This window comes from Micromonospora sp. DT41, from assembly GCF_049841715.1.
Lineage (GTDB): Bacteria > Actinomycetota > Actinomycetes > Mycobacteriales > Micromonosporaceae > Micromonospora > Micromonospora profundi.
Map to the genome: position 1 here is coordinate 133,633 of NZ_JBNCKU010000007.1, position 23,911 is coordinate 157,543.

The 23,911-nt window shown below is 70.4% G+C and carries 18 protein-coding genes and 1 pseudogene; 12 read left to right on the plus strand and 7 right to left on the minus strand.

The window, feature by feature from the left end:
* Nucleotides 1-98 precede the first annotated feature (98 nt).
* Complete coding sequence (gene guaA / locus ACLQ23_RS15555; RefSeq protein ID WP_355590659.1) at nt 99-1,655, plus strand: glutamine-hydrolyzing GMP synthase; 1,557 nt, start codon at nt 99-101, stop codon at nt 1,653-1,655.
* A gap of 7 nt (nt 1,656-1,662) precedes the next feature.
* Here guaA and ACLQ23_RS15560 read toward each other — a convergent pair whose 3' ends face one another.
* Nucleotides 1,663-2,049 carry a PspC domain-containing protein gene (locus ACLQ23_RS15560; RefSeq protein ID WP_355590662.1) on the minus strand — a complete coding sequence of 129 codons (387 nt, stop codon included), beginning with the start codon at nt 2,047-2,049 and terminating at the stop codon, nt 1,663-1,665.
* Nucleotides 2,050-2,192: 143 nt separating this feature from the next.
* Between ACLQ23_RS15560 and ACLQ23_RS15565 the strand changes: the two genes are divergently transcribed.
* From ACLQ23_RS15565 to ACLQ23_RS15575, 3 genes are all read left to right on the plus strand, one after another.
* Nucleotides 2,193-3,143, plus strand: coding sequence for an NUDIX hydrolase (locus ACLQ23_RS15565; RefSeq protein WP_355590665.1), 951 nt, complete (start codon nt 2,193-2,195; stop codon nt 3,141-3,143).
* Between the two features lie 98 nt (nt 3,144-3,241).
* On the plus strand, nt 3,242-4,231 hold the full coding sequence (locus tag ACLQ23_RS15570; protein WP_425880756.1) for an NUDIX hydrolase: 990 nt from the start codon (nt 3,242-3,244) through the stop codon (nt 4,229-4,231).
* Nucleotides 4,232-4,575: 344 nt separating this feature from the next.
* The gene (locus ACLQ23_RS15575) at nt 4,576-5,514 is read left to right on the plus strand and encodes a CDP-alcohol phosphatidyltransferase family protein (protein ID WP_355591375.1); all 939 of its coding nucleotides are present in this window, start codon (nt 4,576-4,578) and stop codon (nt 5,512-5,514) included.
* A gap of 76 nt (nt 5,515-5,590) precedes the next feature.
* On the opposite strand, the gene ACLQ23_RS15580 is transcribed toward ACLQ23_RS15575, so the two are convergent.
* From ACLQ23_RS15580 to ACLQ23_RS15590, 3 genes and pseudogenes are all read right to left on the minus strand, one after another.
* Entirely contained in the window at nt 5,591-6,844 is a 1,254-nt protein-coding gene (locus ACLQ23_RS15580; protein ID WP_355590668.1) for a phosphatidylserine decarboxylase, read from the minus strand.
* A gap of 616 nt (nt 6,845-7,460) precedes the next feature.
* Nucleotides 7,461-7,715, minus strand: a pseudogene (locus ACLQ23_RS15585) (hypothetical protein); the annotation flags it as partial.
* A complete protein-coding gene (locus ACLQ23_RS15590; protein WP_355628998.1) occupies nt 7,712-9,691 on the minus strand; it encodes a PspC domain-containing protein in 1,980 nt (659 codons plus the stop codon). The pseudogene ACLQ23_RS15585 and the gene ACLQ23_RS15590, both read right to left, overlap by 4 nt.
* A 159-nt stretch (nt 9,692-9,850) precedes the next feature.
* Here ACLQ23_RS15590 and ACLQ23_RS15595 point away from each other — a divergent pair, with 159 nt between their 5' ends.
* The 7 genes from ACLQ23_RS15595 to ACLQ23_RS15625 all read left to right on the plus strand — a co-directional run bounded on the left by ACLQ23_RS15595 (nt 9,851) and on the right by ACLQ23_RS15625 (nt 18,315).
* A complete protein-coding gene (locus ACLQ23_RS15595) occupies nt 9,851-11,116 on the plus strand; it encodes a PspC domain-containing protein (RefSeq protein ID WP_355590674.1) in 1,266 nt (421 codons plus the stop codon).
* A gap of 2 nt (nt 11,117-11,118) precedes the next feature.
* Nucleotides 11,119-11,805: a response regulator transcription factor gene (locus ACLQ23_RS15600; protein ID WP_355590677.1), complete on the plus strand. Its 687-nt coding sequence runs from the start codon at nt 11,119-11,121 to the stop codon at nt 11,803-11,805.
* A 777-nt stretch (nt 11,806-12,582) separates the two neighbouring features.
* The gene (locus ACLQ23_RS15605; RefSeq protein ID WP_355590680.1) at nt 12,583-14,223 is read left to right on the plus strand and encodes a peptide ABC transporter substrate-binding protein; all 1,641 of its coding nucleotides are present in this window, start codon (nt 12,583-12,585) and stop codon (nt 14,221-14,223) included.
* A 146-nt stretch (nt 14,224-14,369) separates the two neighbouring features.
* Nucleotides 14,370-15,296, plus strand: a complete 927-nt coding sequence (locus ACLQ23_RS15610) for an ABC transporter permease (RefSeq protein ID WP_355590683.1) — start codon at nt 14,370-14,372, stop codon at nt 15,294-15,296.
* Nucleotides 15,289-16,254, plus strand: coding sequence for an ABC transporter permease (locus ACLQ23_RS15615; protein ID WP_355590686.1), 966 nt, complete (start codon nt 15,289-15,291; stop codon nt 16,252-16,254). Before ACLQ23_RS15610 ends, ACLQ23_RS15615 begins: the two co-directional genes overlap by 8 nt.
* A 26-nt stretch (nt 16,255-16,280) precedes the next feature.
* Nucleotides 16,281-17,309 (plus strand): ABC transporter ATP-binding protein, encoded by a 1,029-nt coding sequence (locus ACLQ23_RS15620; protein WP_355591378.1) that lies wholly within the window; start codon nt 16,281-16,283, stop codon nt 17,307-17,309.
* Nucleotides 17,302-18,315: an ABC transporter ATP-binding protein gene (locus tag ACLQ23_RS15625; protein ID WP_355590689.1), complete on the plus strand. Its 1,014-nt coding sequence runs from the start codon at nt 17,302-17,304 to the stop codon at nt 18,313-18,315. Before ACLQ23_RS15620 ends, ACLQ23_RS15625 begins: the two co-directional genes overlap by 8 nt.
* Nucleotides 18,316-18,461: 146 nt before the next feature.
* Here ACLQ23_RS15625 and ACLQ23_RS15630 read toward each other — a convergent pair whose 3' ends face one another.
* A complete protein-coding gene (locus tag ACLQ23_RS15630; protein WP_355590692.1) occupies nt 18,462-18,830 on the minus strand; it encodes a chorismate mutase in 369 nt (122 codons plus the stop codon).
* A gap of 346 nt (nt 18,831-19,176) precedes the next feature.
* Here ACLQ23_RS15630 and pcrA point away from each other — a divergent pair, with 346 nt between their 5' ends.
* A complete protein-coding gene (gene pcrA, locus ACLQ23_RS15635; RefSeq protein WP_355628995.1) occupies nt 19,177-21,582 on the plus strand; it encodes a DNA helicase PcrA in 2,406 nt (801 codons plus the stop codon).
* 135 nt (nt 21,583-21,717) lie between these two features.
* On the opposite strand, the gene ACLQ23_RS15640 is transcribed toward pcrA, so the two are convergent.
* Entirely contained in the window at nt 21,718-22,506 is a 789-nt protein-coding gene (locus tag ACLQ23_RS15640; RefSeq protein ID WP_425734839.1) for a M23 family metallopeptidase, read from the minus strand.
* 274 nt (nt 22,507-22,780) lie between these two features.
* Complete coding sequence (locus ACLQ23_RS15645; RefSeq protein ID WP_355590695.1) at nt 22,781-23,488, minus strand: M23 family metallopeptidase; 708 nt, start codon at nt 23,486-23,488, stop codon at nt 22,781-22,783.
* Nucleotides 23,489-23,911: the final 423 nt, after the last annotated feature.

The window sequence follows — 23,911 nt, forward strand, 5'->3', positions numbered from 1 at the left end:
TGCAAGATCGTGGAGGAGAGGTGGGGGGAGACGCGGGGGTGTGGTGACTGGCGAGCCGGTGCTGGGGGTGGGGGTGACTGTCGGTAGGCTTTGTGCACATGAGCCTGCCTCGCCCTGTCCTCGTGGTGGACTTCGGAGCCCAGTACGCCCAGCTCATCGCACGCCGGGTCCGCGAGGCGAGGGTCTACTCCGAGATCGTGCCGCACTCGATGCCGGTCGCCGAGATGCTGGCGAAGAACCCCGCCGCGATCATCCTCTCCGGCGGCCCGTCCAGCGTCTACGCGCCGGACGCCCCGCAGATCGACGCCGGTATGTTCACCGCAGACGTGCCGGTCTTCGGCATCTGCTACGGCTTCCAGGCGATGGCCCAGGCGCTCGGCGGCACTGTCGCGAAGACCGGCAACCGTGAGTACGGCGGCACGCCGCTGCGCCCCCGCCTCCTCGAGCCGGGTGTGCTGCTGCGAGACCTGCCGGCCGACCTGCCGGTGTGGATGAGCCACGGCGATTGCGTAACCGAGGCCCCGGAGGGCTTCACGGTGACCGCCGAGTCGGCCGGCGCGCCGGTGGCGGCGTTCGAGGATGTGGCCGGTCGCCGGGCCGGTGTGCAGTTCCACCCGGAGGTCGGGCACACTGCCCACGGCCAGGAGATGCTCCAGCGCTTCCTGTACGACATCGCCGGCATCGAGCCGACCTGGACGCCCGAGAACATCATCGACGAGCAGGTGGCCCGGATCCGCGCCCAGGTGGGCGACAAGGAGGTCATCTGCGGCCTGTCCGGCGGCGTGGACTCCGCGGTCGCCGCCGCGCTCGTGCACAAGGCCGTCGGTGACCAGCTCACCTGCGTCTTCGTCGACCACGGCCTGCTGCGCGCGGGTGAGGCCGAGCAGGTGGAGAAGGACTACGTGGCGGCCACCGGCATCAAGCTCAAGGTGGTCGACGCGGCGGACCGGTTCCTGGGCGCGCTGGCCGGGGTGACCGACCCGGAGCAGAAGCGCAAGATCATTGGGCGGGAGTTCATCCGGGTCTTCGAGGCCGCCGCCCGCGAGATCGCCTCACACGGCGACGTGGAGTTCCTGGTCCAGGGCACCCTCTACCCGGACGTCGTCGAGTCCGGCGGCGGCACCGGCACCGCCAACATCAAGAGCCACCACAACGTCGGCGGCCTTCCGGAGGACCTGAAGTTCGCGCTTGTCGAGCCGCTGCGCACGCTCTTCAAGGACGAGGTCCGGGCGCTCGGCCTGCAACTCGGTCTGCCCGAGGCGATGGTCTGGCGGCACCCGTTCCCCGGCCCCGGCCTGGCCATCCGCATCATCGGCGCTGTCGACCAGGAGCGGCTCGACCTGCTGCGCCGCGCCGACCTGATCGCCCGTGAGGAGCTGACCGCTGCCGGGCTCGACCGGGGCGTGTGGCAGTTCCCGGTGGTGCTGCTCGCCGACGTTCGCAGCGTCGGTGTGCAGGGTGACGGGCGCAGCTACGGGCATCCCGTGGTGCTGCGCCCGGTCTCCAGCGAGGACGCCATGACCGCCGACTGGTCGCGCCTTCCCTACGAGGTGGTCGCCCGGATCTCGACCCGGATCACCAACGAGGTGGCCGAGGTCAACCGGGTGGTGCTGGACGTCACCAGCAAGCCGCCGGGCACCATCGAGTGGGAGTGAGCACCGCTCAGGCCGCCGGCGGCGGCGTGCTGGGCGGGGTCGACGGCGGCATGCTCGGCAGGGTCGTCGTCGGCGTGCTGGGCGGGTAGGGCGGCGTCGGGGCGTACCCCTGCTGGCCGCCCATCGTGGGCGGACCGTGCGGCGCGGCGCCCGCCGGGTGCGGCCACGCGGGCGCGCTTGTGGGCTCCTCGGGCATCAGGAACCACATGATCGGGTACGCGAACAGCGCCAGCCCGCCGGTGAGCAGGCCGGTGACCGCGAAGATCACCCGGACCGCTGTGGGGTCGACGTTGAAGTAGCGACCGAGACCGCTGGCGACACCGGCCACCATGCGGTCGGTCGTGGGTCGCCGGAGCTGCTTGTACGGGGCGCGGGGAGGGGCGGTGTCTGTCATGCCTCCACGGTCCGCGCTGACGCCCGACCCGACCTCGGTGACCGCCCGGATCCTTACCCTGACCGACCCCTGAGTGGGGCCGTAAAGTCAGGAATCCGACTCTTTTCCGTTCCGGTAACCCGACCCGGGGAGAATTTGGTTCCGTGACCACCATGCTGGAGCCGCTTCGCAGGATCGCGGCATACGCAGTTTGTGCTGATTCAGACGGCCGAGTGTTGCTGGTCCGCGCATCGGAGCGCTCCGGCACCCCCGGCACCTGGTCGCTGCCCGGCGGGGCGGTCGACCACGGCGAGGACCCCAACCACACAGTGGTCCGCGAAACCGCAGCCGAGACCGGCCTGTCCGTCGCCGTGGCGGGCCTGGCCGACGTGCTCGCCGACATGCGGGCCCTGCCCGAGCGCGGCATCACCATCCACACCGACCGGCTGATCTACCGGGTCGGGGTGCGCGGCGGGACGCTCGCCGACCGGGCTGGCGATCGCCCCACCGACCTGGCCCGCTGGTACACCCTGGACGAGGCCCGTCGGCTGCCGCTGCGCTCGTTCACCGCACGTGCCCTGGGGCTGCCTGCGTCCTCAGCCGACGTGGTGCCCGACGAGGCACCCGAGTTCCCCTCCTTCTACGCGGTTCCCGGCCCCGACGGGCTGCACCGGGCGCAGCGCTTCGCCGCGTACGCCGTGTGCACCGACCCGGCCGGTCGGGTGCTGCTCACCCGGGTCTCCGACGGCTACCCGGGCGCCGGCTGCTGGCACCTGCCCGGTGGCGGCACCGACTACGGCGAGCAGCCCGGCGCGGCGCTGATCCGTGAACTTGTCGAGGAGACCGGCCAGACCGGTCGTCTCGTCGAGCTGCTCGGTGTGGCCAGCCACCGCGATGCCGCCTCGCTCGGCCCGGAGGGCTACCCGATCGACTGGCACGGCGTCCGCGCCTTCTACCGCGTTGTCGTCGACCAGCCCAACCCGCTGACCATCGCCGACGTGGGCGGCTCCACCTGCGAGGCCCGCTGGTTCGCCCGCGACGAGCTGGGCGCCCTCCCCACCGACCGCCTAACCGAGGTAACAGCAGAAGCGGTCCAAGCAGCCCGCCTAACCTAACCCCCGCCCCCACCTCCCCGCCCCCACCCGCCCTGCGTTGTTGATCATGAGGTTGACGGGGTGATCTGTCTGTCCCGGCCCCGCTAACCTCATGATCGATGACACTGGCGGGTGGGCGGGAAGCGCGTGGGTGGGGGCGGCAGGTGCGGGAGTTGCGACAGGTCGGGGCGTACGGAGTGCTGCGGGACGAGCGCGGGCGGGTGTTGCTGGCGCGTGGGTCGGAGACCTCCCCGTGTCCGGGGGTGTGGCAGTTTCCCGGGGGTGGGGTCGAGCACGCTGAGCACCCGGCCCGGGCGGTCGAGCGCGAGTTCGCAGTGGGGACCGGGCTCGCCGTCACGGTGGGCGCGATCCGCGCGGCCGTCGCCGATGTGGCCACCTTCCCCGACGCCGACGCCGACGCCGACGCCGACGCCGACGCCGTCCACGCCGACGTCAGGGTGCACACCGACCGGCTGATCTTCGAGGTCGAGGCGACAGGTGGCGACCTTCGGCCGGAGCCCGCCGGTGGCACCGACGAGCTGGGTTGGTTCAGTCCCGATGAGGCGGCCCTACCGCTGATGCCGTTCACCGCCGAGATGCTCGGGCTGCCGGTGTCACCCCTGCCCGCCGGTCTTCCCCGGATGCCACCGCCCGATCCGGTCCCGAACGCCGACCGCCGCCTCCGCTTCGGGGCGTACGGGCTGGTCACCGATCCGGCGGGACGGATCCTGCTCACTCAGATCGCCACCGGCTACCCGGGGTCCGGCAAGTGGCACCTGCCCGGCGGCGGCACCGATCACGGCGAGCAGCCGACCACGGGGCTGCTCCGTGAGTTGGTCGAGGAGTGCGGTCAGTTGGGCCGGGTGGTGGAGCTGCTCGGGGTGGACAACCTGCACAACCCCGCCGCGCTCGGCCCGGAGGGCCGTCCACTGGACTGGCATGGCGTCCGGGTGATCTATCGGGTGCTCGTGGACGTACCTACCGACGCGGTGGTGACGGAATCCGCAGGCGGCTCGACTGCTCGGGCCGGCTGGTTCACCCGGGCCGAGATTGCCGGCCTGTCGTTGACAGGGGTTGCGGCGATGGCAATCGGGCAGCTGGGCCGATAGCCCTCCGCTCGACGAGCCGAGATGGTGACCCTCCGGTACAGTCAGAGGTGGGAATGATGGAGGAAACGGGCGATGAAGCCCGGGATGGGAATAAGACAGCGATTCGTGCGGTTTAAGCCTACAAGTACCGCCGGCAGCTATCGCCAAGCCACATTCCCCTATGCGATGGTGTACTCCGCAGAACGGCTGCCGGGCCCACGCAAGGTCCGGCACTAGATGACCGGACACCCGCCCCCACGGCGGTAAGCCGATCCGGTGATGGAGGAAACGTGCCGAGAGCCCCATGGCGCCGGCGTCGTACGACTGACAGTCCGCGCCCCGCCGGGCGTCGCTGGGCGGGCCGGTTGCGCCGCAGCAGCACGTTCGCCCGCCAGGTGCTTCTGGTTCGCGTGGGCCGCCGCGACGGCGACCTGCGCCCCACCGACCTCGCGCTGCCCGAGCACCGGTACGCAGAGCGGCAGCGTCGCCGCTACGGCCTGGACCGGCTCAACCGGCAGTCGCTTACCGCCAGCCGGGCGGAGATCGAGGCGGTGACGCCGGTCAGCCCGGCGCTGCCGCCCAGCGCGTACGCCGACGAGGCGTCGTCCAGCACGATCCCGCTGCTCCCTGGGGAGCGCACTGTCGCCCGCCGGATGAAGTTCGCACTGGTCAACGCCTGCACGCTTGCCAGCCTGATGCTCGGCATGCTGGCGATCTTCCTTGCCATGCAGGGTCAGGTGCAGATCGCCGCGCTCTGCCTGATCGCCTGCGTCGCCTTCGACGGTCTCGACGGCGCACTGGCTCGCCGGCTCGGCGTGGCCAGCCCGTTCGGCGCTCAGATGGACTCGCTTGCCGACATGTGCTCGTTCGGCCTCGCGGCACCCGTGGTGGTCTACGCGTCGCTCGCCGGCTCCGTTCCGACGGCTGCGGCCGCGGTGGCCTGCGCCCTGGTCGCAGCCTGTGCCGCGATCCGGCTGGCCCGCTTCAACGTCTCGCCGAAGGACGGCCGGTTCTTCTCCGGCGTCCCCACCACGATGGCGGCGGCGGTGCTTGCCGTGACCGTGGCGATCGGCGTGCCGGTGCCCGGCCCCGTGCTTGTCGCCGGGGTGGCGCTGCTCGCCTTCGCGATGGTGTCCAGCTTCCCGTACGCCAAGCTCGCCCGCCTGGTGAAGCTGCCGCCGTGGCTGTGGCTTGCCCCGGTGGTCGGCGCGCTTGTCGACGTCCAGCTCACGTTCGTCCTGATCGTGGTGGGTTACCTGGTCAGCGGGCCGGTGCTCTGGCTGCGCCAGCGTCGCACCGCCTGACCCGAGCACCCGAAACCTCCGAGCACACGAAACGGGGCGCCGCTGACAAGCGGCGCCCCGTTTCGCTCGTCGTGGGTCAGCGCCAGCGGGCGATGACAGTGGAGCCGCCGACGACCTTGTCGCCGGGCCCCACCAGCGGCTCGGCGGCGTCGGCCGGCAGGTAGACGTCGGTCCGCGAGCCGAACCGGATGAGCCCGAAGCGCTCGCCCTTGGCCAGCAGCGCGCCGATCGGCGCGCGCTGCACGATCCGCCGGGCGATCAGGCCGGTCCGCTGCGCGACCACCACCGTGCCGTGGCTGGTGTCCAACACCGTGTACGCGGCGACGTTGTGCTCGGCATCCGGCTTCATGGCGTTGACGAAACCGCCGTCGGCCACGAAGTAGTCGACCACCTTGCCGGCGACCGGAGACCGGTTGACGTGCACGTCAAGCACCGACAGGAACACCGCGACGCGCAGCCACTCGGCGTCGCCGAAACGCTCGTCGTGCAGGCGCTGCACCGACAGGACCTTGCCGTCCGCGCTTGCCACCACGGCGTTCGGATCCTCGGGTACGTCCCGCTCCGGGTCGCGGAAGAACGCGGCGACCGGCCCGGCGGCCAGTGCCGGCAGCAGCCACAGCTTGGAGGACGGCCGCGCCACCCGGGCCAGTGCGGCCAGGCCCAGCGTGATGCCCGCCGCCGCCACCCCGTTGGAGTCGATGTGCATGCCTCGGACCAGCGGCACGCTCGACGGCCGGTACGCCGGAGCCAACCGGTCCGCCGCAGCGGGAGCAGCCGTGGTGAAACGCAGCCGGTAGACGCGCACCGGAGGCACGTTGCGCACCACGAGGTCGGCGCCGACGCCGTAGAGGGCGTCCTGCCTGGCCAGCTCGGCAGCGGCGCCGGTGGTCCGGCCCGGTGTCGCCGGGGTGGCGACGCTGAGCACCGCGCCGTCGGTCAGGTGCTTGGCCAGCCCGTCGATGGCGCTGCGGGTCTCCTCGGCGGTGCCGGTGAACGCCTCACCGGCGATGACCACCGCTGCGGCCTCCGCCTCGGGCAGCGAGTCGACCACGCGTACCCGGTCGGCGACCCAGCGGCCCTGGGCGGTGACGTGCTCGCGGAGCGCGGTGGCGTCGGACGTCTCGGCGGGGACCACTGTGAGCCGGTCACCGGGGAGCAGCGCCTCGATGGCCGCGGCCAGCACCGCGGACTCCGGGCTCGCGCCGACCAGCAGGGCGGCCTTGGGGTCGTTCATCCGGGCCAGCTCGGCCACGAGCGTACGGGCGGCTCGCTCGCCGATGCGGACCGGACCGGACCGGCCGGTGGTACGCACGGCGGGGGACTGCGTCATGTCGGGCGGGCTCCTGACGGGGGTAGAGACGGGAATCGCGGCGGGGCCGTCACGGCGGGACGGGCCGGCCGGCGGAGGCGAGATCTCTCCAGCGGCCAGCATATGCGCCTGCGCGCGCCAACCGCACTGCCGTGGTGGTGCGGCAGTGCGGTCGGCGGCGACACCATGGTCACGATTTCGGCTGCGGGCCCTTCCGCTCGTCTGCCGGGTCGACGTCGGGCTGCCGGAGGTCGACCCGGGTCGGCCCGTCGGCCCCAGCCTCGACACCAGCACCGGCCTCGGGTGGACCGGAGACCGGCGCGCCCGCCGCCTCCGTCGGTGGCTCTGCCTCCGTCGACGGTTCCGCCGTCTCAGCCGCTGGTTCCGGTTCGGCGGGCGGATGGGCCAGCCAAGCGGGGTGGATCACGTCCGCCGTCGACGGTTGCGGGGTCGATGCCTGTGGCGTCCGCAGTTCGGCGGTCGGCGTCTCCGGCGTCGATAGTGGCGGGGGTGCGCCCCAGGTCGGTGCCTCCGGCGCCGGTCGTGACGGGGGAGCGTCCCAGGTCGGCGCTTCCGGTGCCGGTGATGGCGAGGGAGTGTCCCAGGTCGGCGCCGAGCCGAAGGCCAGGGTCGGTGCCCCGGAGGTCGGTGCCCCGGGCTCGGCACCGACAGTGTTCGGTGCGGCGTCGTCCGGCGTCGGACGGCCTGGTTGGCCGGAGCGCAGCGCGCCGACCAGTCCGAAAACGCCGATCAGGATCAGCGCGCCGGCCAGGAACCAGCCCACCGGCGGCAGGACGAGCCCGAGCAGTTGGGCGAGCAGCCACCAGGCCGAGAGGGCGAGGAAGAGCAGCCCGAAGGCGAACGAGATCAGATCAGTGCGGTGAGCCTTCACCGGGTCACCTCCAGGTTGCCGGCGTTGACATGGATGTACAGGCGCAGTGTTCCGCCGCCGGCGCCGTCCGCACCGAGGTCGGTGGATTCCCGCAGTTCGCCGTCAAGCCCGCCGGAGCGCTTGCCGAAGATGATGGCGTCGCCCGCGTTGACGTCTGCCACCGTCGTCACGTCCACGTTCGGGGGAACGACAACTGTCGCGTGACCGAAGTTGACCTGCACGGTCACCTGGCTCTCCTGCTTCGTGAAGTCGATCCCCCGCAGGTCGAGCACTGCGTCGCCGAAGCTGTTCTCGTACCGGTCGGCGAGGTCGCGGTGATCGGTTGGTGCCCAGGTGACCGCGCCGTCGACGCCGCGGATCCGGTCGTAGGACTCGGCGACCGTCGCCGTCCCCAGCGCGGCTGCGGTCACCAGACCGAGCGCGATCAGCCAGCGGGCCCGGCCGAACCAGGTGCCGACCAGCAGCCCCAGCCCCACCGTTGCCAGCGCGGCCGCGAAGTACGCCGACGCGCCGAAGGTGAAGACGTCCAGCAGGTCGAGCAGACCGACCAGACCGAGGGCCAGGAAGATCAACGAGAAGGTGACCGCGCCTAGCGGCGAACGCTCCCGGGGCCGCTTCGGCGGCTTCGGTGGTTTGGGCGGGGGGGACGCGGCCGGAGTCGCCGAGGCGTACGGGCCGTGCGGCGCGAACGGGGGACGGTAGCCGCCCGGTGTCGCCGCGCTCCGGTGACCGGTTGGCGCGCCGGTCACCGGAGCCGACGGCCAGCTGGCGCTGCGCGTGCCGGTGGTCGGCGTGCCCGTGCTGGGCCAAGTGGACGTGCCCGTGCTGGGCCAGGTCGGCGCGGGAGCCGACAAGCCCGCCGGCGAAGGAGCCGTCGAGTCGGCAGGCGCCCCGGTCACCGGCTGCCCGGATACCGGCTGTTCGGTCGTCGGCTGCTCGTACACCGACTGCTCGGTCACCGGCTGCTCGGTCACCGGCTGGCCGGTCGCCGGCTGCGCGGTCGCGGGCTGCGCGGCGGTCGAGGGTTGTGCCGCGTAGGCGGGGGCGGTCGGTGGTGCGGTCGTGGTGGCGTACGCCGGGTCACCGCCGGACAGCGGTGCCGTAGCGAGCGGGCCGGCGGGCGGTGCCGCACCGTGCGCCGGTGCCGGCCAGGCAACCGGCGGGACCGGCCCGGGTGGCGTGCCGGCCGGGCCGGGCGGGGTGCCAACCGGAGTTCCGGGCTGTGGCCCCCGGCCGTCCCGGTTGAGCAGCAGGGCGCCGCCGATCAGGATGGCAACGCCGAGCAGCACCGCGCGGAAGGCGTCCGTGACGATGTAGCCGAAGCTTGCCGCGACCAGGATGCTCAGCACGATGACTGTCACCGGCGACATGCTGGAACGGCCGCGGCCCAGCATGGATTCCACCGGGGACGCCGTGTCGCCCTCGTTCGGGATGATCAGCCAGGCGGCGACGTACACGAGGATGCCGATGCCGCCGAAGAAGCCGAGGACTGCCAGCAGTACCCGCCAGAGCACCGGATCGGTGTTTGTGGCCCGTCCGATCGCCGCACAGACGCCGGCCAGGTAGCGGCCGTCGCGGGGCCTGACCAGCCCGTACCGCGAGGTGAAGCCGTTGCCCCCCAGCGGGCCGACCGACGGTCCCCCCGGCCCGGGTGGCGGCGTGCCGGCGCCACCGCCCGCTCCGTACCCGGGTCCGTATCCCGTGCCCGCCGCGAACCCGGCAGCGGGCCCGGAGCCGGTCGCGCCCGGCTGGAAGCCGCCACCGGGGTGTTGGCCCGTGCCCGGCTGGGAACCGGCGGATTCATACGTGCCGGACGGGGCGCTCGGTGTCGGTCCGCCGGTCGGGCCGGCGCTGGTGGGCGGGCCGAACGTGGTGGGCTCGGTCCAGCCGGCGGGTGTCGTGGCTGGTGCGGGCGGTGCTGAACCGCCCGGCGGTGACGACCCGGGGCGGGGCGACGGGGCAGCTTCCTCGGTCATAGGTCGATCCTGCTGCCCACTGCGCCCGAGCGACCTCAGGACCCGACCCTGACCCCACCCTGAGATCCGGGCCTCCGGAATGTCGGGGGGCTCCCCGTGGTCGTGGGACGCCGCAGCGTGTGACGATCGGACGCACCGACCTCGCCCATCCACCACACCGTGACCAGGGAGCCTCCGATCAGCACCGTGACCACGCCACCGCGCCTCTACCGCGCACCCGAGCATCGGATGGCCGCCGGGGTCGCTGCGGGCATCGCCGACCACCTCGGCATCTCGGTGCTGCGCGTGCGGGTCGCCTTCATGGTGCTGCTCGGGCTGAGCGGGCTCGGCCTGCTGCTCTACGCGGCGTTCTGGGCGGTGGTGCCGCTGCGGCCCGGTGACACCGCCGTGCCACCTCGACGCGACGTGGGGCAGCTTCTGCCGTTCGTCGGGATCGGGCTCGGCGTCCTGCTGATCCAGGTGATGGTCTTCGACTCGGTGGGGGCGGCAGGCACCGCAGGCTGGCTGGTGGCGATCATCGCGGTCGGCGCGGGGGTCATCTGGCACCAGTCCGCGCCCGAGCGGCGGCGGCAGTGGGGCGACACGATGGCGGTGCCCTGGCTCGGTGCGGTCGTGGAGGAGAGTGACCGGCGGGCCTTCGTCCTCCGGTTCATCGGCGGCGGGATCCTGGTCGCGGTCGGCATCATCGGCGTCGCCGCCGTCTACTCGCCGGCGCAGAACTTCGACGCGGTGATCAACGGCGTGATCTTCGCGCTGGTGGGGCTGGCCGGCGTCGGTGTGGTCGCCGCGCCGGTGCTGTGGCGCACGTACAGCCAGCTCCGTTCGGAACGGGAGGGCCGCATCCGCGAGCAGGAGCGGGCCGAGCTGGCGGCGATGGTGCACGACCAGGTGCTGCACACGCTGGCCCTGATCCAGCGCAACGCCAGTGACGTCAAGACGGTGCAGCGGCTGGCCCGCGGGCAGGAGCGCTCGCTGCGTAACTGGCTCTACAAGCCCACCGCGTCGCCGAACGAGCGCTTCGCCGCCGCCCTGGAGCAGGCCGCCGCCGAGGTCGAGGACACCTTCGCCATCACCGTGGAGGCGGTGGTGGTGGGGGACCGGGAGACCGACGAGCGGGTCGGCGCGCTCGTCGCCGCCGCGCGGGAGGCACTGGTGAACGCCGCACGGCACGCCGGCGTGCAGACCGTGTCGCTCTACGCCGAGGTGGAGCCCGACCAGGTAAGCGTCTTCGTCCGGGACCGAGGTGCGGGCTTCGACCCGGATACCGTGGAGGACCACCGGCACGGCGTACGCGGCTCGATCATCGGGCGGATGAAGCGGCACGGCGGACGGGCCGAAATACGGTCCGGTCCGGGGGAGGGGACCGAGGTCCGGTTGATCCTGCCGATCTCCCGGGACTCGTCCGCAGCGGAGAGGAACAAATGACCATGTCCGAGCAGCCGACGGAGCACCTGGACCCGGCGAACGACCGCCCCGAGCGGCTCAGGGTGTTCCTGGTGGACGACCACGCCATGTTCCGTGCCGGCGTACGCGCGGAGCTGGGTGCCCACGTGGAGGTGGTGGGCGAGGCGAGCACTGTGGCCGAGGCCGTCACCCGCATCGCTGCCGTCGCCCCGGACGTGGTGCTCCTCGACGTGCACATGCCCGACGGCGGTGGCCGCGCGGTGCTGGAGGCGATGCGGCGCAGCCACCCGCAGGTCAAGTTCCTGGCGCTGAGCGTGTCCGACGCCGCGGAGGACGTGATCGGGTTGATCCGGGCCGGTGCCCGGGGGTACGTCACAAAGACCATCTCGCCGGACGAGCTCGCGGCGGCGATCCGCCGGGTGGCCGACGGTGACGCGGTGTTCAGCCCACGGCTGGCCGGGTTCGTGCTGGACGCCTTCGCCGCCCGGCCGGACGCCCCGGTGGCCGACCCGGAGCTGGACCAGCTCACCAACCGGGAGCGGGAGGTGCTGCGGCTGCTGGCGCGGGGCTACGCGTACAAGGAGATCGCCAAGGAGCTGTTCATCTCCATCAAGACGGTGGAGACGCACGTGTCGAACGTGCTGCGCAAGCTCCAGATGTCCAACCGCTACGAACTCTCCCGCTGGGCGGCGGACCGTCGGTTGGTGTGATCCGCCCCCTACCTGTTTCGCCTTCGGCCCCGGCCCGCTCTCGCGGTGCCGGGGCTGATGTCTTCTCCGCCCGTGACGAGGATGGCCCGGTCGATGTCTTCGGCGCCGTGACGGCCACGGCTCCGGCCGCTGGGCCGACGCATCGGGTAGGTAATTCGGTTGCGGGTGTCGATCGAGAGCGGCGGCACCGTCGCCCGCCGATGATCAGACGGCCTACCTCGGCGTCTTCATCCGCCCGGCCGGTGATGACACCCGTGCAGACGAGGTCGACATCGTCCGGATGGCCAAATAGCAGGGCTGCGCGCTGACGTCGAATGTGCCGGGACGGGACGCGGGAAAGCTCACAGAATGCCCGGACCCAGGTCGTGCGGCGACGTCCGGCTAGCCACGTTTCTCCTGGTCAGAGCTGTTTGAGTGGCCGGTTTTATGATCATTTTTCAAGTATCGGCAACGTGGCGGGCAACTAACGTCTTGATAACGGCACCTTCACGGAACCGGCAGGTAGGTGTCACAGTGGCAACACCTCACCCTCGGTGTAGGGCACTCCGCACGGCTCGCGACCACGACCTCCGCTGTTTCCCGGCGATTCGTGGTCGTGATGCCTGCGTAGAGTCGTGCCCCGTCGGGTGGGGAGCCCGGCGGATCGGAACATCAGGGGTGTCCCCAGCTTCCCTGTGGTCCCGGCGACCCCCGCCCCGGGGTGGTCGGGCGGTGTCACCCCCAAAACGTGCGTGAAACCCACGACGGAACCAGGTTAGAAAGAGGAGGCCCCTCGGAATGAGAGTCTCGAAGCGGGCGACGAGCGCGATCGCGCTCAGCGCGGCTGCCGCGCTTGTCGCGAGTGGTTGCTCGAGCGGTGACGGTGACGGCGACGCCGCCGCCAGCAAGGACGGCTCGATCGTCATCCACGGCGTCCAGCCGGAGAACCCGCTGGTCCCGTCCAACACCACGGAGACCGGCGGTGGCAAGGTCATCGACTGGCTGTGGACCGGCCTGGTCGAGTACCCGAACGACGGTGGGGCCCCGCGCAACGCGCTGGCCGAGTCCATCGACACCAAGGACTCCAAGGTCTTCACGATCAAGATCAAGAAGGGTACCAAGTTCCACGACGGTACCGAGGTGAAGGCGAAGAACTTCGTCGACGCCTGGAACTGGGCCGCCTACTCCCCGAACGGTGCGCAGAACGGCACCTTCTTCTCGGACATCGACGGCTTCGACAAGACCTACACCTCGGACCCGGATGGCCCGGACGGCCCGCAGAAGGCCCCGGAGCCGTCGGCCAAGGAGATGTCCGGTCTCAAGGTCATCGACGAGCAGACCTTCGAGGTCACGCTGGCTGCCCCGACCGCGGTCTTCCCGACCAAGCTCGGCTACAGCGCCTTCATGCCGCTGCCGGACGCCTTCTTCACCATGAAGCCCGAGGAGTTCGGCAAGAAGCCGATCGGTAACGGCCCGGTGAAGTTCGTGTCGTGGGACGACAACGTCCTCATCAAGCTCACGCGCTTCGATGACTACAACCTGCGCGACAAGATGAAGATCAAGGACGTCGACGTCAAGCTGTACCAGGACGAGACGGCGGCCTACAACGACCTGCTGGCGAACAACCTCGACTTCATGGAGGTTGTCCCCACCTCGGCGCTCGCCGGTGACAAGTGGAAGACCGACCTCGGTGACCGGGGCATCTCGACCGTCACGCCGTCGACCGCTTTCATCGCGTTCCCGATCTACGACAAGCGCTTCCAGGACCCGCGCCTGCGTCGTGCCGTGTCGCTGTCGATCAACCGGCAGGAGATCTCGGACAAGATCTTCTTCGGTACCCGCAAGCCGGCCGACAGCTGGGCCAACCCGCTGACCCCGGGCGCCAAGCCGGGTAACTGCACCGCCTGCAAGTTCGACCCGACCACGGCGAAGCAGCTGCTGGACGAGGCCGGCGGCTTCAAGGGCGAGATGGTGCTGTTCTACAACGCCGACTCCAGCCACAAGGACTGGATGGACGCCGTTGCCCAGCAGATCAAGACCAACCTCGGCATCGACGCTCGGGCTGAGGGCGTGCCGACCTTCGCGGTCTTCCGCCAGAACATCAACGCCCACAAGATGACTGGTCTGTACCGCGCTGCCTGGCAGCAGGACTACCCGGACGTGGAGAACTGGGTCAACCCGCTCTTCATCACCGGTGGTTCCTCGAACGACGGCCTCTACAGCAACAAGGATGTCGACGCTCTTGCCAAGCAGGCCAGCGCCGCGCCGAGCCTGGAGGCCTCCCACGAGGCGTTCGCCAAGGCCGTCGAGCTGGTCGACAAGGACGTCCCGAGCATCCCGGTCTACTTCTACGGCCAGCAGTCCGGCCACTCGGAGAAGATCAAGAAGCTCGAGCTGACCAACGTCGGCGAACTCGACATCACCTCGGTCGAGCTCTGATCCGAACGGTCTGACCCCGGGTCGGGCTCGCCACATCCGGTGAGCCCGACCCGGGGCCGTTCCGCGAGTGGGTGTCACCACACGCACTCGCACGTTGTCACCCCGTGTCGGCCGTCCGACGCGCCCCTTGTCTGGAGGACCACCCCATGGGCCGTTATCTGTTGAGGCGGCTGCTCCAACTCGTGCCCGTCTTCATCGGGACGACGTTCCTGATCTACGCCCTCGTCTGGGCCGTTCCGGGAGATCCGTTCGCCGGCAAGTGCGGTGAGCGCCGTTGCCCGGACCAGTACATCGCCTTCATGACCGAGAAGTACAACCTGGACCAGAACGTTGTCGTCCAGTACGCCAGCTACATGAAGAACCTGCTGCAGGGCGACTTCGGTCAGACGTTCTCGCAGCGCGAGATCAGCGACATCATCCTCACGTCGTACCCGAACACGCTGAAGCTGGCCCTTGTGGCCCTCGCCATCGAGGCCGTGATCGGCCTCGGCGCCGGCGTCCTGACCGGCCTGCGGCGCAACGGCTTCCTCGACAACCTCGTTCTGGTGTCGACCCTCTTCCTGATCGCGCTGCCGGTGTTCGTCATCGGCTTCGTGCTCCAGTGGCTGCTCGGCGTGCAGTGGGGCATCATCAAGCCGACCGTCTCCTCCGAGATGCGGTTCTCCGAACTGATCGTGCCGGGCTTCGTGCTCGGTAGCGCGTCAGTGGCATACATCGCGCGGGTGGCACGAACGAGCATCGCGGAGAACCGCCGTGCCGACTACGTGCGTACCGCCATCGCCAAGGGCCTTCCGATGCGGCGGGTGGTGGGCGTGCACCTGCTGCGCAACTCGCTCATCCCCGTGGTCACCCTGCTCGGCACCGACCTCGGTGCCCTGATGGGCGGCGCGATCGTCACCGAGGGCATTTTCGGCATCAACGGAATCGGGCGCCAGGTCTTCCGTGCGATCGTCACCAAGGAAAGCGCTACCGTGGTAGGGATCGTGGTTGTCCTGGTGCTGGTCTATCTCGTGATGAACCTGCTGGTTGACCTGCTCTACGCCGCCCTGGACCCGAGGATCCGCTATGAGTGACCCGAGTACCGCATCGATCGTCAGTACCCCTGCCGCGCAGCCGACCGAGGCGGGCACCCCTGCCACCGGCGCGCCGCAGAGCAACGAGAAGCCGCGTGGCCTGCTCGGGGATGCCTGGCGTGACCTGCGACGCAAGCCGCTGTTCTGGATCTCGTCCACGCTGATCGTGATCTTCCTGCTGATGGCCGCCTTCCCGGCGCTGTTCGCCCCGGGCGACGCGGTCAACGGCGCGTTGTCCCGCAGCCTGGTCAAGCCGGGCGCGGACGGCTGGTTCGGTTACGACGTGCAGGGCCGGGACGTGTACGCCCGGGTCATCTACGGCGCGCGTGCCTCCATCGTGGTCGCCGTGCTCTCCGTGATCGGCACACTGCTTGTCGGTGGCACCATGGGCATCATCGCCGGCTACCGTGGTGGCTGGGTGGACGCCCTGCTCAGCCGCATCGCCGACGTCTTCTTCGGCCTGCCGTTCGTGCTGGGTGCGATCGTCATCCTCACCACGTTCAACGGCTCGGGCACCAGCAACAGCAAGGCCGAGATCATGGGCCTGGTGATCGTCTCCCTGGTCGTGCTGAGCTGGCCGGTCGTCATGCGCCTGATGCGTTCCTCGGTGCTCGCCACCAAGGAGGCCGACTACATCGTGGCGGCCCGCGCACTGGGTGCCGGCACCGGGCGGATCATCCTCAAGCACCTGCTGCCGAACTGCCTGGCCCCGCTGCTGGTATACGGCACGATCATGGTCGGCTCGTTCATCGGCGCCGAGGCAACGCTGTCGTTCCTGGGCGTCGGCCTGAAGTCGCCGGTGGTGTCCTGGGGCATCATGATCAGCGACGGGCAGCAGTTCATCCGGGTCGCGCCGGGTCTGGTGTTCTTCCCCGCCGCGTTCCTCGTCGCCGCAGTGCTGAGCTTCGTGATGCTCGGCGAGGCGGTCCGCGAGGCCCTCGATCCGAAACTCCGCTAGGGGAGATCCAGTTGTCCGACATTCTCGTGTCCGAGCAGTCCGCGCCGGGAACCGGCGGCTCCGGACGTCCCTCCGGCCGGTTGCTCGAGGTCGACGACCTGCGGGTGGAGTTCCGTACCCGGGACGGCGTCGCAAAGGTCATCAACGGGGTCACGTACCACGTCGACGCGGGGGAGACCCTTGCCGTGCTCGGCGAGTCCGGCTCCGGTAAGAGCGTCACGGCACAGACCATCATGGGCATCCTCGACACGCCGCCCGGCTTCGTCACCGGTGGGCAGGTCCGCTTCCATGGCAAGGACATGCTCAGCATGGGCCAGGAGGAGCGCCGCCGCATCCGCGGCGAGGGCATCGCGATGATCTTCCAGGACGCGCTCTCCGCTCTGAACCCGGTCTTCACCGTCGGGTTCCAGATCGCCGAGCAGTTCCGGGTCCGGCGGGGCATGGGTCGCGCCGAGGCCAAGAAGCGCGCGATCGAGATGCTCGACCAGGTCAAGATCCCGAACGCCAAGAGCCGGTTCAGCAACTATCCGCACCAGTTCTCCGGCGGTATGCGGCAGCGCGCGATGATCGCGATGTCGCTGGCGCTCGACCCGGAGGTGCTGATCGCCGACGAGCCGACCACCGCGCTCGACGTGACGGTGCAGGCCCAGATCATGGACCTGCTCGCCGAGCTCCAGCGTGAGCGGCAGATGGGCATGATCCTGATCACCCACGACCTCGGTGTGGTCGCCGACGTCGCGGACCGGATCGCTGTCATGTACGCGGGCCGCATCGTCGAGGAAGCCGACGTGTACGACCTGTACGCCAAGCCGGCGCACCCGTACACGATGGGTCTGATCGACTCGATCCCGCGCATGGACGAGAAGGGGCAGCAGCTCCGGACGATCAAGGGCCTGCCGCCGAACCTGATGAACATCCCGCCGGGCTGCCCGTTCAACCCGCGTTGCCCCATGGCTCAGCCGGTATGCCGGGAGAAGATCCCCCCGCTGCTGCAGGTGGGTCCTGCCCGGGCCAGCGCCTGCCACTTCGCCGAGGAGCTGGTGAACCGTGTCTGAGAACATCCTCGAGGTCCGTGACCTGGTCAAGCACTACCCCGTCACCCAGGGTGTGGTGTTCAAGAAGACCGTCGGTCAGGTCAAGGCCGTCGACGGGGTCTCGTTCGGTCTGCGTACTGGTGAGACGCTCGGCGTGGTCGGCGAGTCCGGCTGCGGCAAGTCGACCCTCGCGCGGGTGCTGATGAACCTGGAGAAGCCGACCGCGGGCAGCGTGGTCTACAAGGGCCAGGACATCTCCAAGCTCTCCGGTGGGGCACTGCGGCGGCTGCGTCGGCAGATCCAGCTGGTCATGCAGGACCCGTACACCTCGCTGAACCCGCGGATGACTGTCGGTGACCTGATCGGCGAGCCCTTCGAGATCCACCCGGATGTGGCACCGAAGGGCAGCCGGCGCACCAAGGTCCGGGAGCTGCTCGACCTGGTGGGCCTCAACCCGGAGCACATCAACAGGTACCCGCACCAGTTCTCCGGCGGTCAGCGCCAGCGCATCGGCATCGCCCGCGCGCTCGCGCTGCGCCCTGAGGTGATCGTCTGCGACGAGCCGGTCTCGGCGCTCGACGTCTCCATCCAGGCCCAGGTGATGAACCTGCTGGAGAAGCTGCAGAGCGAGCTGGGGCTGTCGTACGTCTTCATCGCGCACGACCTCTCGGTGGTCCGCCACCTGTCGGACCGGGTCGCGGTGATGTACCTCGGCAAGATCGTCGAGATCGGCACCGAGGACGAGATCTACGAGCGGCCGACCCACCCGTACACCCAGGCGCTGCTCTCGGCGGTGCCGGTGCCGGACCCGACACAGCGGAACAACAAGACGATCATCCGGCTCACGGGTGACGTGCCGTCGCCGATCAGCCCGCCCTCGGGCTGCCGGTTCCGGACCCGCTGCTGGAAGGCGCAGGACATCTGCGCCGAGCAGGTTCCGCTGCTGGAGGTCCGACGCGACTCGGACCACCCGAGCGCCTGCCACTTCGCGGAGCGGCGCGAGATCGTCGCCACCCACGAGGCGTAACAGGTCATCGGAACCGCCTGCCGACGTCACCACGACGTCGGCAGGCGGTTTCGTCTGTCCGGTGTTCCCTCAGCGGGCCGGTGCGACCCCGAACCCCCGACCGGTGCCCGGAGTGCCTCCGGTGCCCGGCGGAAGGCCGGAGGCGGTCACAGCGGGCCGCGACCCGCACGGAGCAGCAGCAGTGCCAGTTGGGTGCCGTCCGCGCCGAGCGCACCCCGGAAGCGTTCCAGGATCTCCCGCTCCCGGGAGAGCACAAGACGCGTCCCGCCGGAGGCCATCCGGGTCACCCCGACCTCCTGCGACAGCGCGGCCCGCTCCTGCCAGAGCGAGATCAACGCGTGGTCGATCTCGTCGATCCGTTCCCTGATCTGCACGATCCGTGCGGCTGCGGTCGGCTCAACGGTGCCGGTACCGGTGCCGCTGCGGGCCCCGGCCGTGTCGCCGGCCTCGACCGAGGGCTGGTCCGGCTCCGGCAGGGTCGGGCCGCTGCTGTGCTCCACCACGTCTGTCATCATCGGGTACCTCTCGCGCTGTGGTGCCCGGTGCCCAGAACCCGGGACGAAAAAGCCCCGGGCTCCAGGAGCCCGGGGCTTTCGCAGGTCTGATCGATCAGGCGCGACCTACGGCAGCCGGACTCCCGGTGCCGTAGTAAAAGTAGTAGCGCTCAGCGATCACGCGGTCGAGTATGCCCACGTCGACTGTGGGTGCGCAAGGATTCCGCGGCAAAAGGCGGCCCCTGCCACAGCGGGAAGCGTCGGCAGTGGGAGCCGTCCACCGCCGGAGGACGCGGTCGGCAGGCTGCCTGCTCCGGCGACGGCGCGGTCGGGAAGTGTCCGGCCGGCGGCATAGACTTGTCGCGCGATGCATCCTCTCTTCGACATTCCCGCGTCCCCGCCCGCGCCGGAGTCCGCGCCGGCCCGTCCGCACCGCCCCGGGTCGGCCTCAGCCCGCCTCGATCCGCGTGAGCTGCTCGCCGGGTTGAACGGGCCGCAGCGCGACGCGGTCAGTCACGCCGGCTCGCCGCTGTTGATCGTGGCCGGGGCCGGGTCCGGCAAGACCCGGGTGCTCACCCACCGGATCGCCTACCTGCTTGCCGCCCGGGACGTGCATCCCGGAGAGATCATCGCCATCACCTTCACCAACAAGGCGGCCGGCGAGATGAAGGAGCGGGTCGCGGCCCTTGTCGGCCCGCGGGCCCGGCTGATGTGGGTGTCGACGTTCCACTCCGCGTGTGTCCGCATCCTTCGCGCCGAGCACGAGCACGCCGGCCTCAAGTCGACGTTCTCGATCTACGACGCCGACGACTCCCGCCGGCTCATGCAACTGGTCACCCGGGAGCTCGACCTCGACCCGAAGCGCTACCCGGCGCGCGGGCTGGCCGCCCAGGTCTCCAACCTCAAGAACGAGCTGGTCGACCCGGAGCAGTTCGCCGCGCGGGCCAGCGGGCCCAACGAGCGGGCGCTCGCCGAGGCGTACACGCTCTACCAGCGCCGGCTGCGCGAGGCGCACGCGCTCGACTTCGACGATCTGATCATGACGACGGTGCACCTGCTCCAGTCCCACCCGCACGTCGCGGAGAGCTACCGGCGACGGTTCCGGCACGTGCTTGTCGACGAGTACCAGGACACCAACCACGCCCAGTACGTCCTGATCAAGGAGCTGGTGTCCGGCACCGACGGGCTGGCGCCGGCCGAGCTGTGCGTGGTCGGTGACGCCGACCAGTCGATCTACGCGTTCCGGGGCGCGACGATCCGCAACATCCTGGAGTTCGAGCGGGACTTCACCGACGCGCGGACGATTCTGCTGGAGCAGAACTACCGCTCCACCCAGACCATCCTCAACGCTGCCAACGCGGTGATCGACCGGAACACCTCCCGCAAGCCGAAGCGGCTGTGGAGCGAGGCCGGCGACGGCGAGCGGATCGTCGGCTACGTGGCCGACACCGAGCACGCCGAGGCGGACTGGGTGGGCCGGGAGATCGACCGGCTTGTCGACGCCGACGAGACCCGCCCCGGCGACGTCGCGGTGTTCTACCGCACCAACGCGCAGTCCCGCGTCTTCGAGGAGGTGTTCATCCGGGCCGGTCTGCCGTACAAGGTGGTCGGCGGGGTGCGCTTCTACGAGCGCAAGGAGGTCCGCGACGCACTGGCGTACCTGCGGTCGGTGGTGAACGACGACGACACGGTGAGCCTGCGGCGGGTGCTGAACACTCCGCGCCGGGGCATCGGTGACCGCGCGGAGGCGTGCGTCGAGGCACTGTCCAGCCGGGACCGGATCTCTTTCGGGGCGGCGCTGCGCCGGGCCCGGGAGGCGCCCGGCATCTCCACCCGGGCGGCCAACGGCATCGCCGACTTCGTGGCGCTGCTCGACGGCGCCCGGGAGATGGCCGAGACCGGCACCCCGGAGGAGGTGCTGGAGGCTCTGCTGACCCGCTCGGGCTACCTCACCGAGCTGGAGGAGAGCCTGGATCCGCAGGACGCCGGCCGGGTGGACAACCTCCAGGAGTTGGTGAGCGTCGCCCGGGAATTCACCGAGCGGATCGAGGCGACCGGCGCCGACGGCGAGCGGGCCACGGTGGCGGGCTTCCTGGAGCAGGTGGCGCTGGTCGCCGACGCCGACCAGATCCCCTCCGACGACCCCGACCACCAGGGCGTCGTCACGCTGATGACATTGCACACCGCCAAGGGCCTTGAGTTCCCGGTGGTGTTCCTCACCGGTCTTGAGGACGGCGTCTTTCCGCACCTGCGCTCGCTCGGTGACACCCGCGAGCTGGAGGAGGAGCGCCGGCTGGCGTACGTCGGCATCACCCGCGCCCGGCAGCGCCTCTACCTCTCCCGTGCGGTGACCCGCTCGGCCTGGGGCCAGCCGTCCTACAACCCGCCGTCGCGGTTCCTGGAGGAGCTGCCACCGGAGCTGGTGCGCTGGGAGCGCACCGAGGGGTCGTACACCTCGTGGGCAGGCGGTGGCGGCGGCGTCGGCGGGCGCGCGGACCGCGCACCCGGCGGTCGCGGCACCTTCACCGGGGGTACGCCGAAGGCGGCGCAGTTGGCCCAGCGGCTCGGCGTGGACGCCAGTCGCCTCACCACGGCCAGCGAGTTGCCGCAGGGACCGAAGGTGTCCGCCGGTGACCGGGTCAACCACCAGCGCTACGGGCTGGGGCGGGTGCTCGCCGTCGAGGGGCACGGCCCGGGCGCCCGCGCGCAGATCGACTTCGGTGACCAGACCATGTGGCTGGTGCTGCGGCACGCCCCTGTCGACAAGCTCTGATCAGGGCGGCCACGGCTGCCCGCCGCGCGACCGGCCGGCATCGCGCTGTTGCACGGAAAGAGTGGCCTCGGCGCTGCCGGAGGCCACTCTTTCCGTGCTGTCGCAAGAACAGGCGGACCTGCCAGGTGCGCTGGTTCAGCAGCCGAGGTCGACGCCGCGCGCCCGCATGAACGGCGCGGGGTCGACCTGGTTCCACATGCCCTGGTGCACCTCGAAGTGCAGGTGCGGGCCTGTGGAGTCGCCGGTGCTGCCCTCGTAGCCGATGACCTGACCGGCCTTGACCTTCTGGCCGACGGTGACCGCGAGCCGGCTCTGGTGGGCGTAGTGGGTCAGGTAGCCGTTGCCGTGGTCGATGAAGACGGAGTTGCCGTATCCGTCGTAGGCGTCGCCGGCCTTGGTGACGGTGCCGGCGGCCGCGGCGTGGATGGGCGTGCCGGAGGGCAGCGCCAGGTCGATGCCGGCGTGCAGGGTGCCCCAGCGCTGCCCGTAGCAGGAGGTGATCGCGGCACCCGACATCGGGTTCACCCAGGCGGCCGTGGTCTTCGTGGTCTTCGTCGCCGCCTTCTTCGCCGTTGCCTTCGGCTTGGCGGTGGCCTTCTTCGTCGGCGTCGGGCTGGCGGTGGCCGACGGGCTCACGGTCGGGCTCGCGCTGGGCGTAACCGACGGGGAGTCCGGCGCTGTCGACTCGCGGGCGGAGCGGTCGGCCCGGCTGGCGGCATCGGCCCGCGACTGCGCGTCGAGCGAGACGGCGGTGGGTGCCGGGCGGTCGCCGCCGGTGGTGGCGACGGCGACGCCACCCAGGCCGAGGGCCACCAGGGCAGCTGCGCCGAGCGCGATGCGACGGTTCCGCTGGCGGGCGCGTCGCGGCTGCTCGGTGATGGTGTCGGGGGTGTTCTCGTTCTGGACGGGGCTGTCTTCCTGCACGGCGGACCTTCACAGTCGAGGGGGCACTTGACCTCGAAATACTGGTGTCGGGTCGAGCCGGACGGGGCATCGGGACCGGGCGGCCGATCAACGGGCGCGGCGCCGACTGCCCGGATTTGAGGCACTACGAAGCGGTCTGTCCGAAAAAGGGATCATGTGGGATGGTGCCGTCGGTCACACTCGCCACTGTGATTCGGCAGACATCCGGCGGCGGCCGGCAACGAAAAACCGCCCGGATCGACAGATCCGGGCGGTCAACGGTCGGTACGCAGCGTCAGGACGCGGCTACCTCGCTGTAGATTGCCTCGACTTGCAGCTTGATGTCCACTCCGCGCTTCTGGAGGTAGGGCACCGGGTCGATGGGCTGGCCCTTGACATGCAGCTCGAGGTGCAGGTGGGTGCCGTAGGCGTGGCCGGTCTGACCCACGAGGCCCAGTTGGTCGCCTGCCTTGACCTGCTGCCCCTCCTTGACGCTGAGCGCGGAGGAGTGGCCGTAGATGGCCTCGCTGCCGTCAGGGTGCTGGACGATCACCGCGTAGCCGTAGCCGCCGAACCAGCCGGCCTTGGTGACCAGTCCTTCGTGCACCGCCACGTACGGCGTGCCCTCGGGGACGACCAGGTCGACGCCGGTGTGCAGCTTGCCCCACCGCATCCCGTACGGCGAGTTGAAGTCGTAGCCCTGCAGCGGCAGCATCCAGACCTCGGGCTCGGCCGCTTCCTTGCCGCGGCTGTCCCGGGAGGCACGATCGGCGTTGCCCGCACGCTCTGCGGCGTCCTGGCTGGTGACCGACGCCTGCTTGAGCTCGTCGAGAACCGACGGGCTGACGTCCTTGGCGTCGGGCAGGGCGCTCGCGCCGAGGGCGACGAGGCCGGCACCGACGAACGCGGTGGTGACGACTGCCGCGTAGCGGCTACGCGGGGGGGTGGGGACACGGCGACGACCGCGATATCGATCGGGCTCAGACGACAGGCGCTGGCGCACGCACACCCTCCGTTGTCGGGGTTCCGAAGCGGCTAATGGACGTCTGTGAAGCTCGGATGAACGTCTGCCAACCGCGTCGTCACCCGTCCATGGACCTGATGACAACCGTGGACACGTTAGCCAACCCCCAGGCGAGTCACAAGCCAGAGTGAAGAATTGGCGTGTCGATCTGTCCGTTTGCGTTCCCGATTGTCACGCATCACGGCGTCGATCGGTGCCCCCGTAACTGCCCGTTCGTCGCCGAGCGTGACCGGACCGGCGGAGTCGTCCGACTTGACGCTGCAGCCTGCCGGACTTTGTGCTCCGGCGGGTACGTCAGGTCGGTGCGGCCGGAACGCCAGGCGGTTTTCCGGTCCGGATTTCCCGCCCCCCGTCGTACGGGTTACCGTTCGTTCAGGTGAAGGTCGTGTAGCCGGTGAAAGG

Excerpts from the sequence above, each read along its gene's own strand:
- guaA (WP_355590659.1), top strand. The coding sequence starts at position 99 with ATGAGCCTGCCTCGCCCTGTCCTCGTGGTGGACTTCGGAGCCCAGTAC.
- ACLQ23_RS15560 (WP_355590662.1), bottom strand. The coding sequence starts at position 2,049 with ATGACAGACACCGCCCCTCCCCGCGCCCCGTACAAGCAGCTCCGGCGA.
- ACLQ23_RS15570 (WP_425880756.1), top strand. The coding sequence starts at position 3,242 with ATGACACTGGCGGGTGGGCGGGAAGCGCGTGGGTGGGGGCGGCAGGTG.
- ACLQ23_RS15580 (WP_355590668.1), bottom strand. The coding sequence starts at position 6,844 with ATGACGCAGTCCCCCGCCGTGCGTACCACCGGCCGGTCCGGTCCGGTC.
- ACLQ23_RS15590 (WP_355628998.1), bottom strand. The coding sequence starts at position 9,691 with ATGACCGAGGAAGCTGCCCCGTCGCCCCGCCCCGGGTCGTCACCGCCG.
- ACLQ23_RS15600 (WP_355590677.1), top strand. The coding sequence starts at position 11,119 with ATGTCCGAGCAGCCGACGGAGCACCTGGACCCGGCGAACGACCGCCCC.
- ACLQ23_RS15605 (WP_355590680.1), top strand. The coding sequence starts at position 12,583 with ATGAGAGTCTCGAAGCGGGCGACGAGCGCGATCGCGCTCAGCGCGGCT.
- ACLQ23_RS15610 (WP_355590683.1), top strand. The coding sequence starts at position 14,370 with ATGGGCCGTTATCTGTTGAGGCGGCTGCTCCAACTCGTGCCCGTCTTC.
- ACLQ23_RS15615 (WP_355590686.1), top strand. The coding sequence starts at position 15,289 with ATGAGTGACCCGAGTACCGCATCGATCGTCAGTACCCCTGCCGCGCAG.
- ACLQ23_RS15630 (WP_355590692.1), bottom strand. The coding sequence starts at position 18,830 with ATGATGACAGACGTGGTGGAGCACAGCAGCGGCCCGACCCTGCCGGAG.
- pcrA (WP_355628995.1), top strand. The coding sequence starts at position 19,177 with ATGCATCCTCTCTTCGACATTCCCGCGTCCCCGCCCGCGCCGGAGTCC.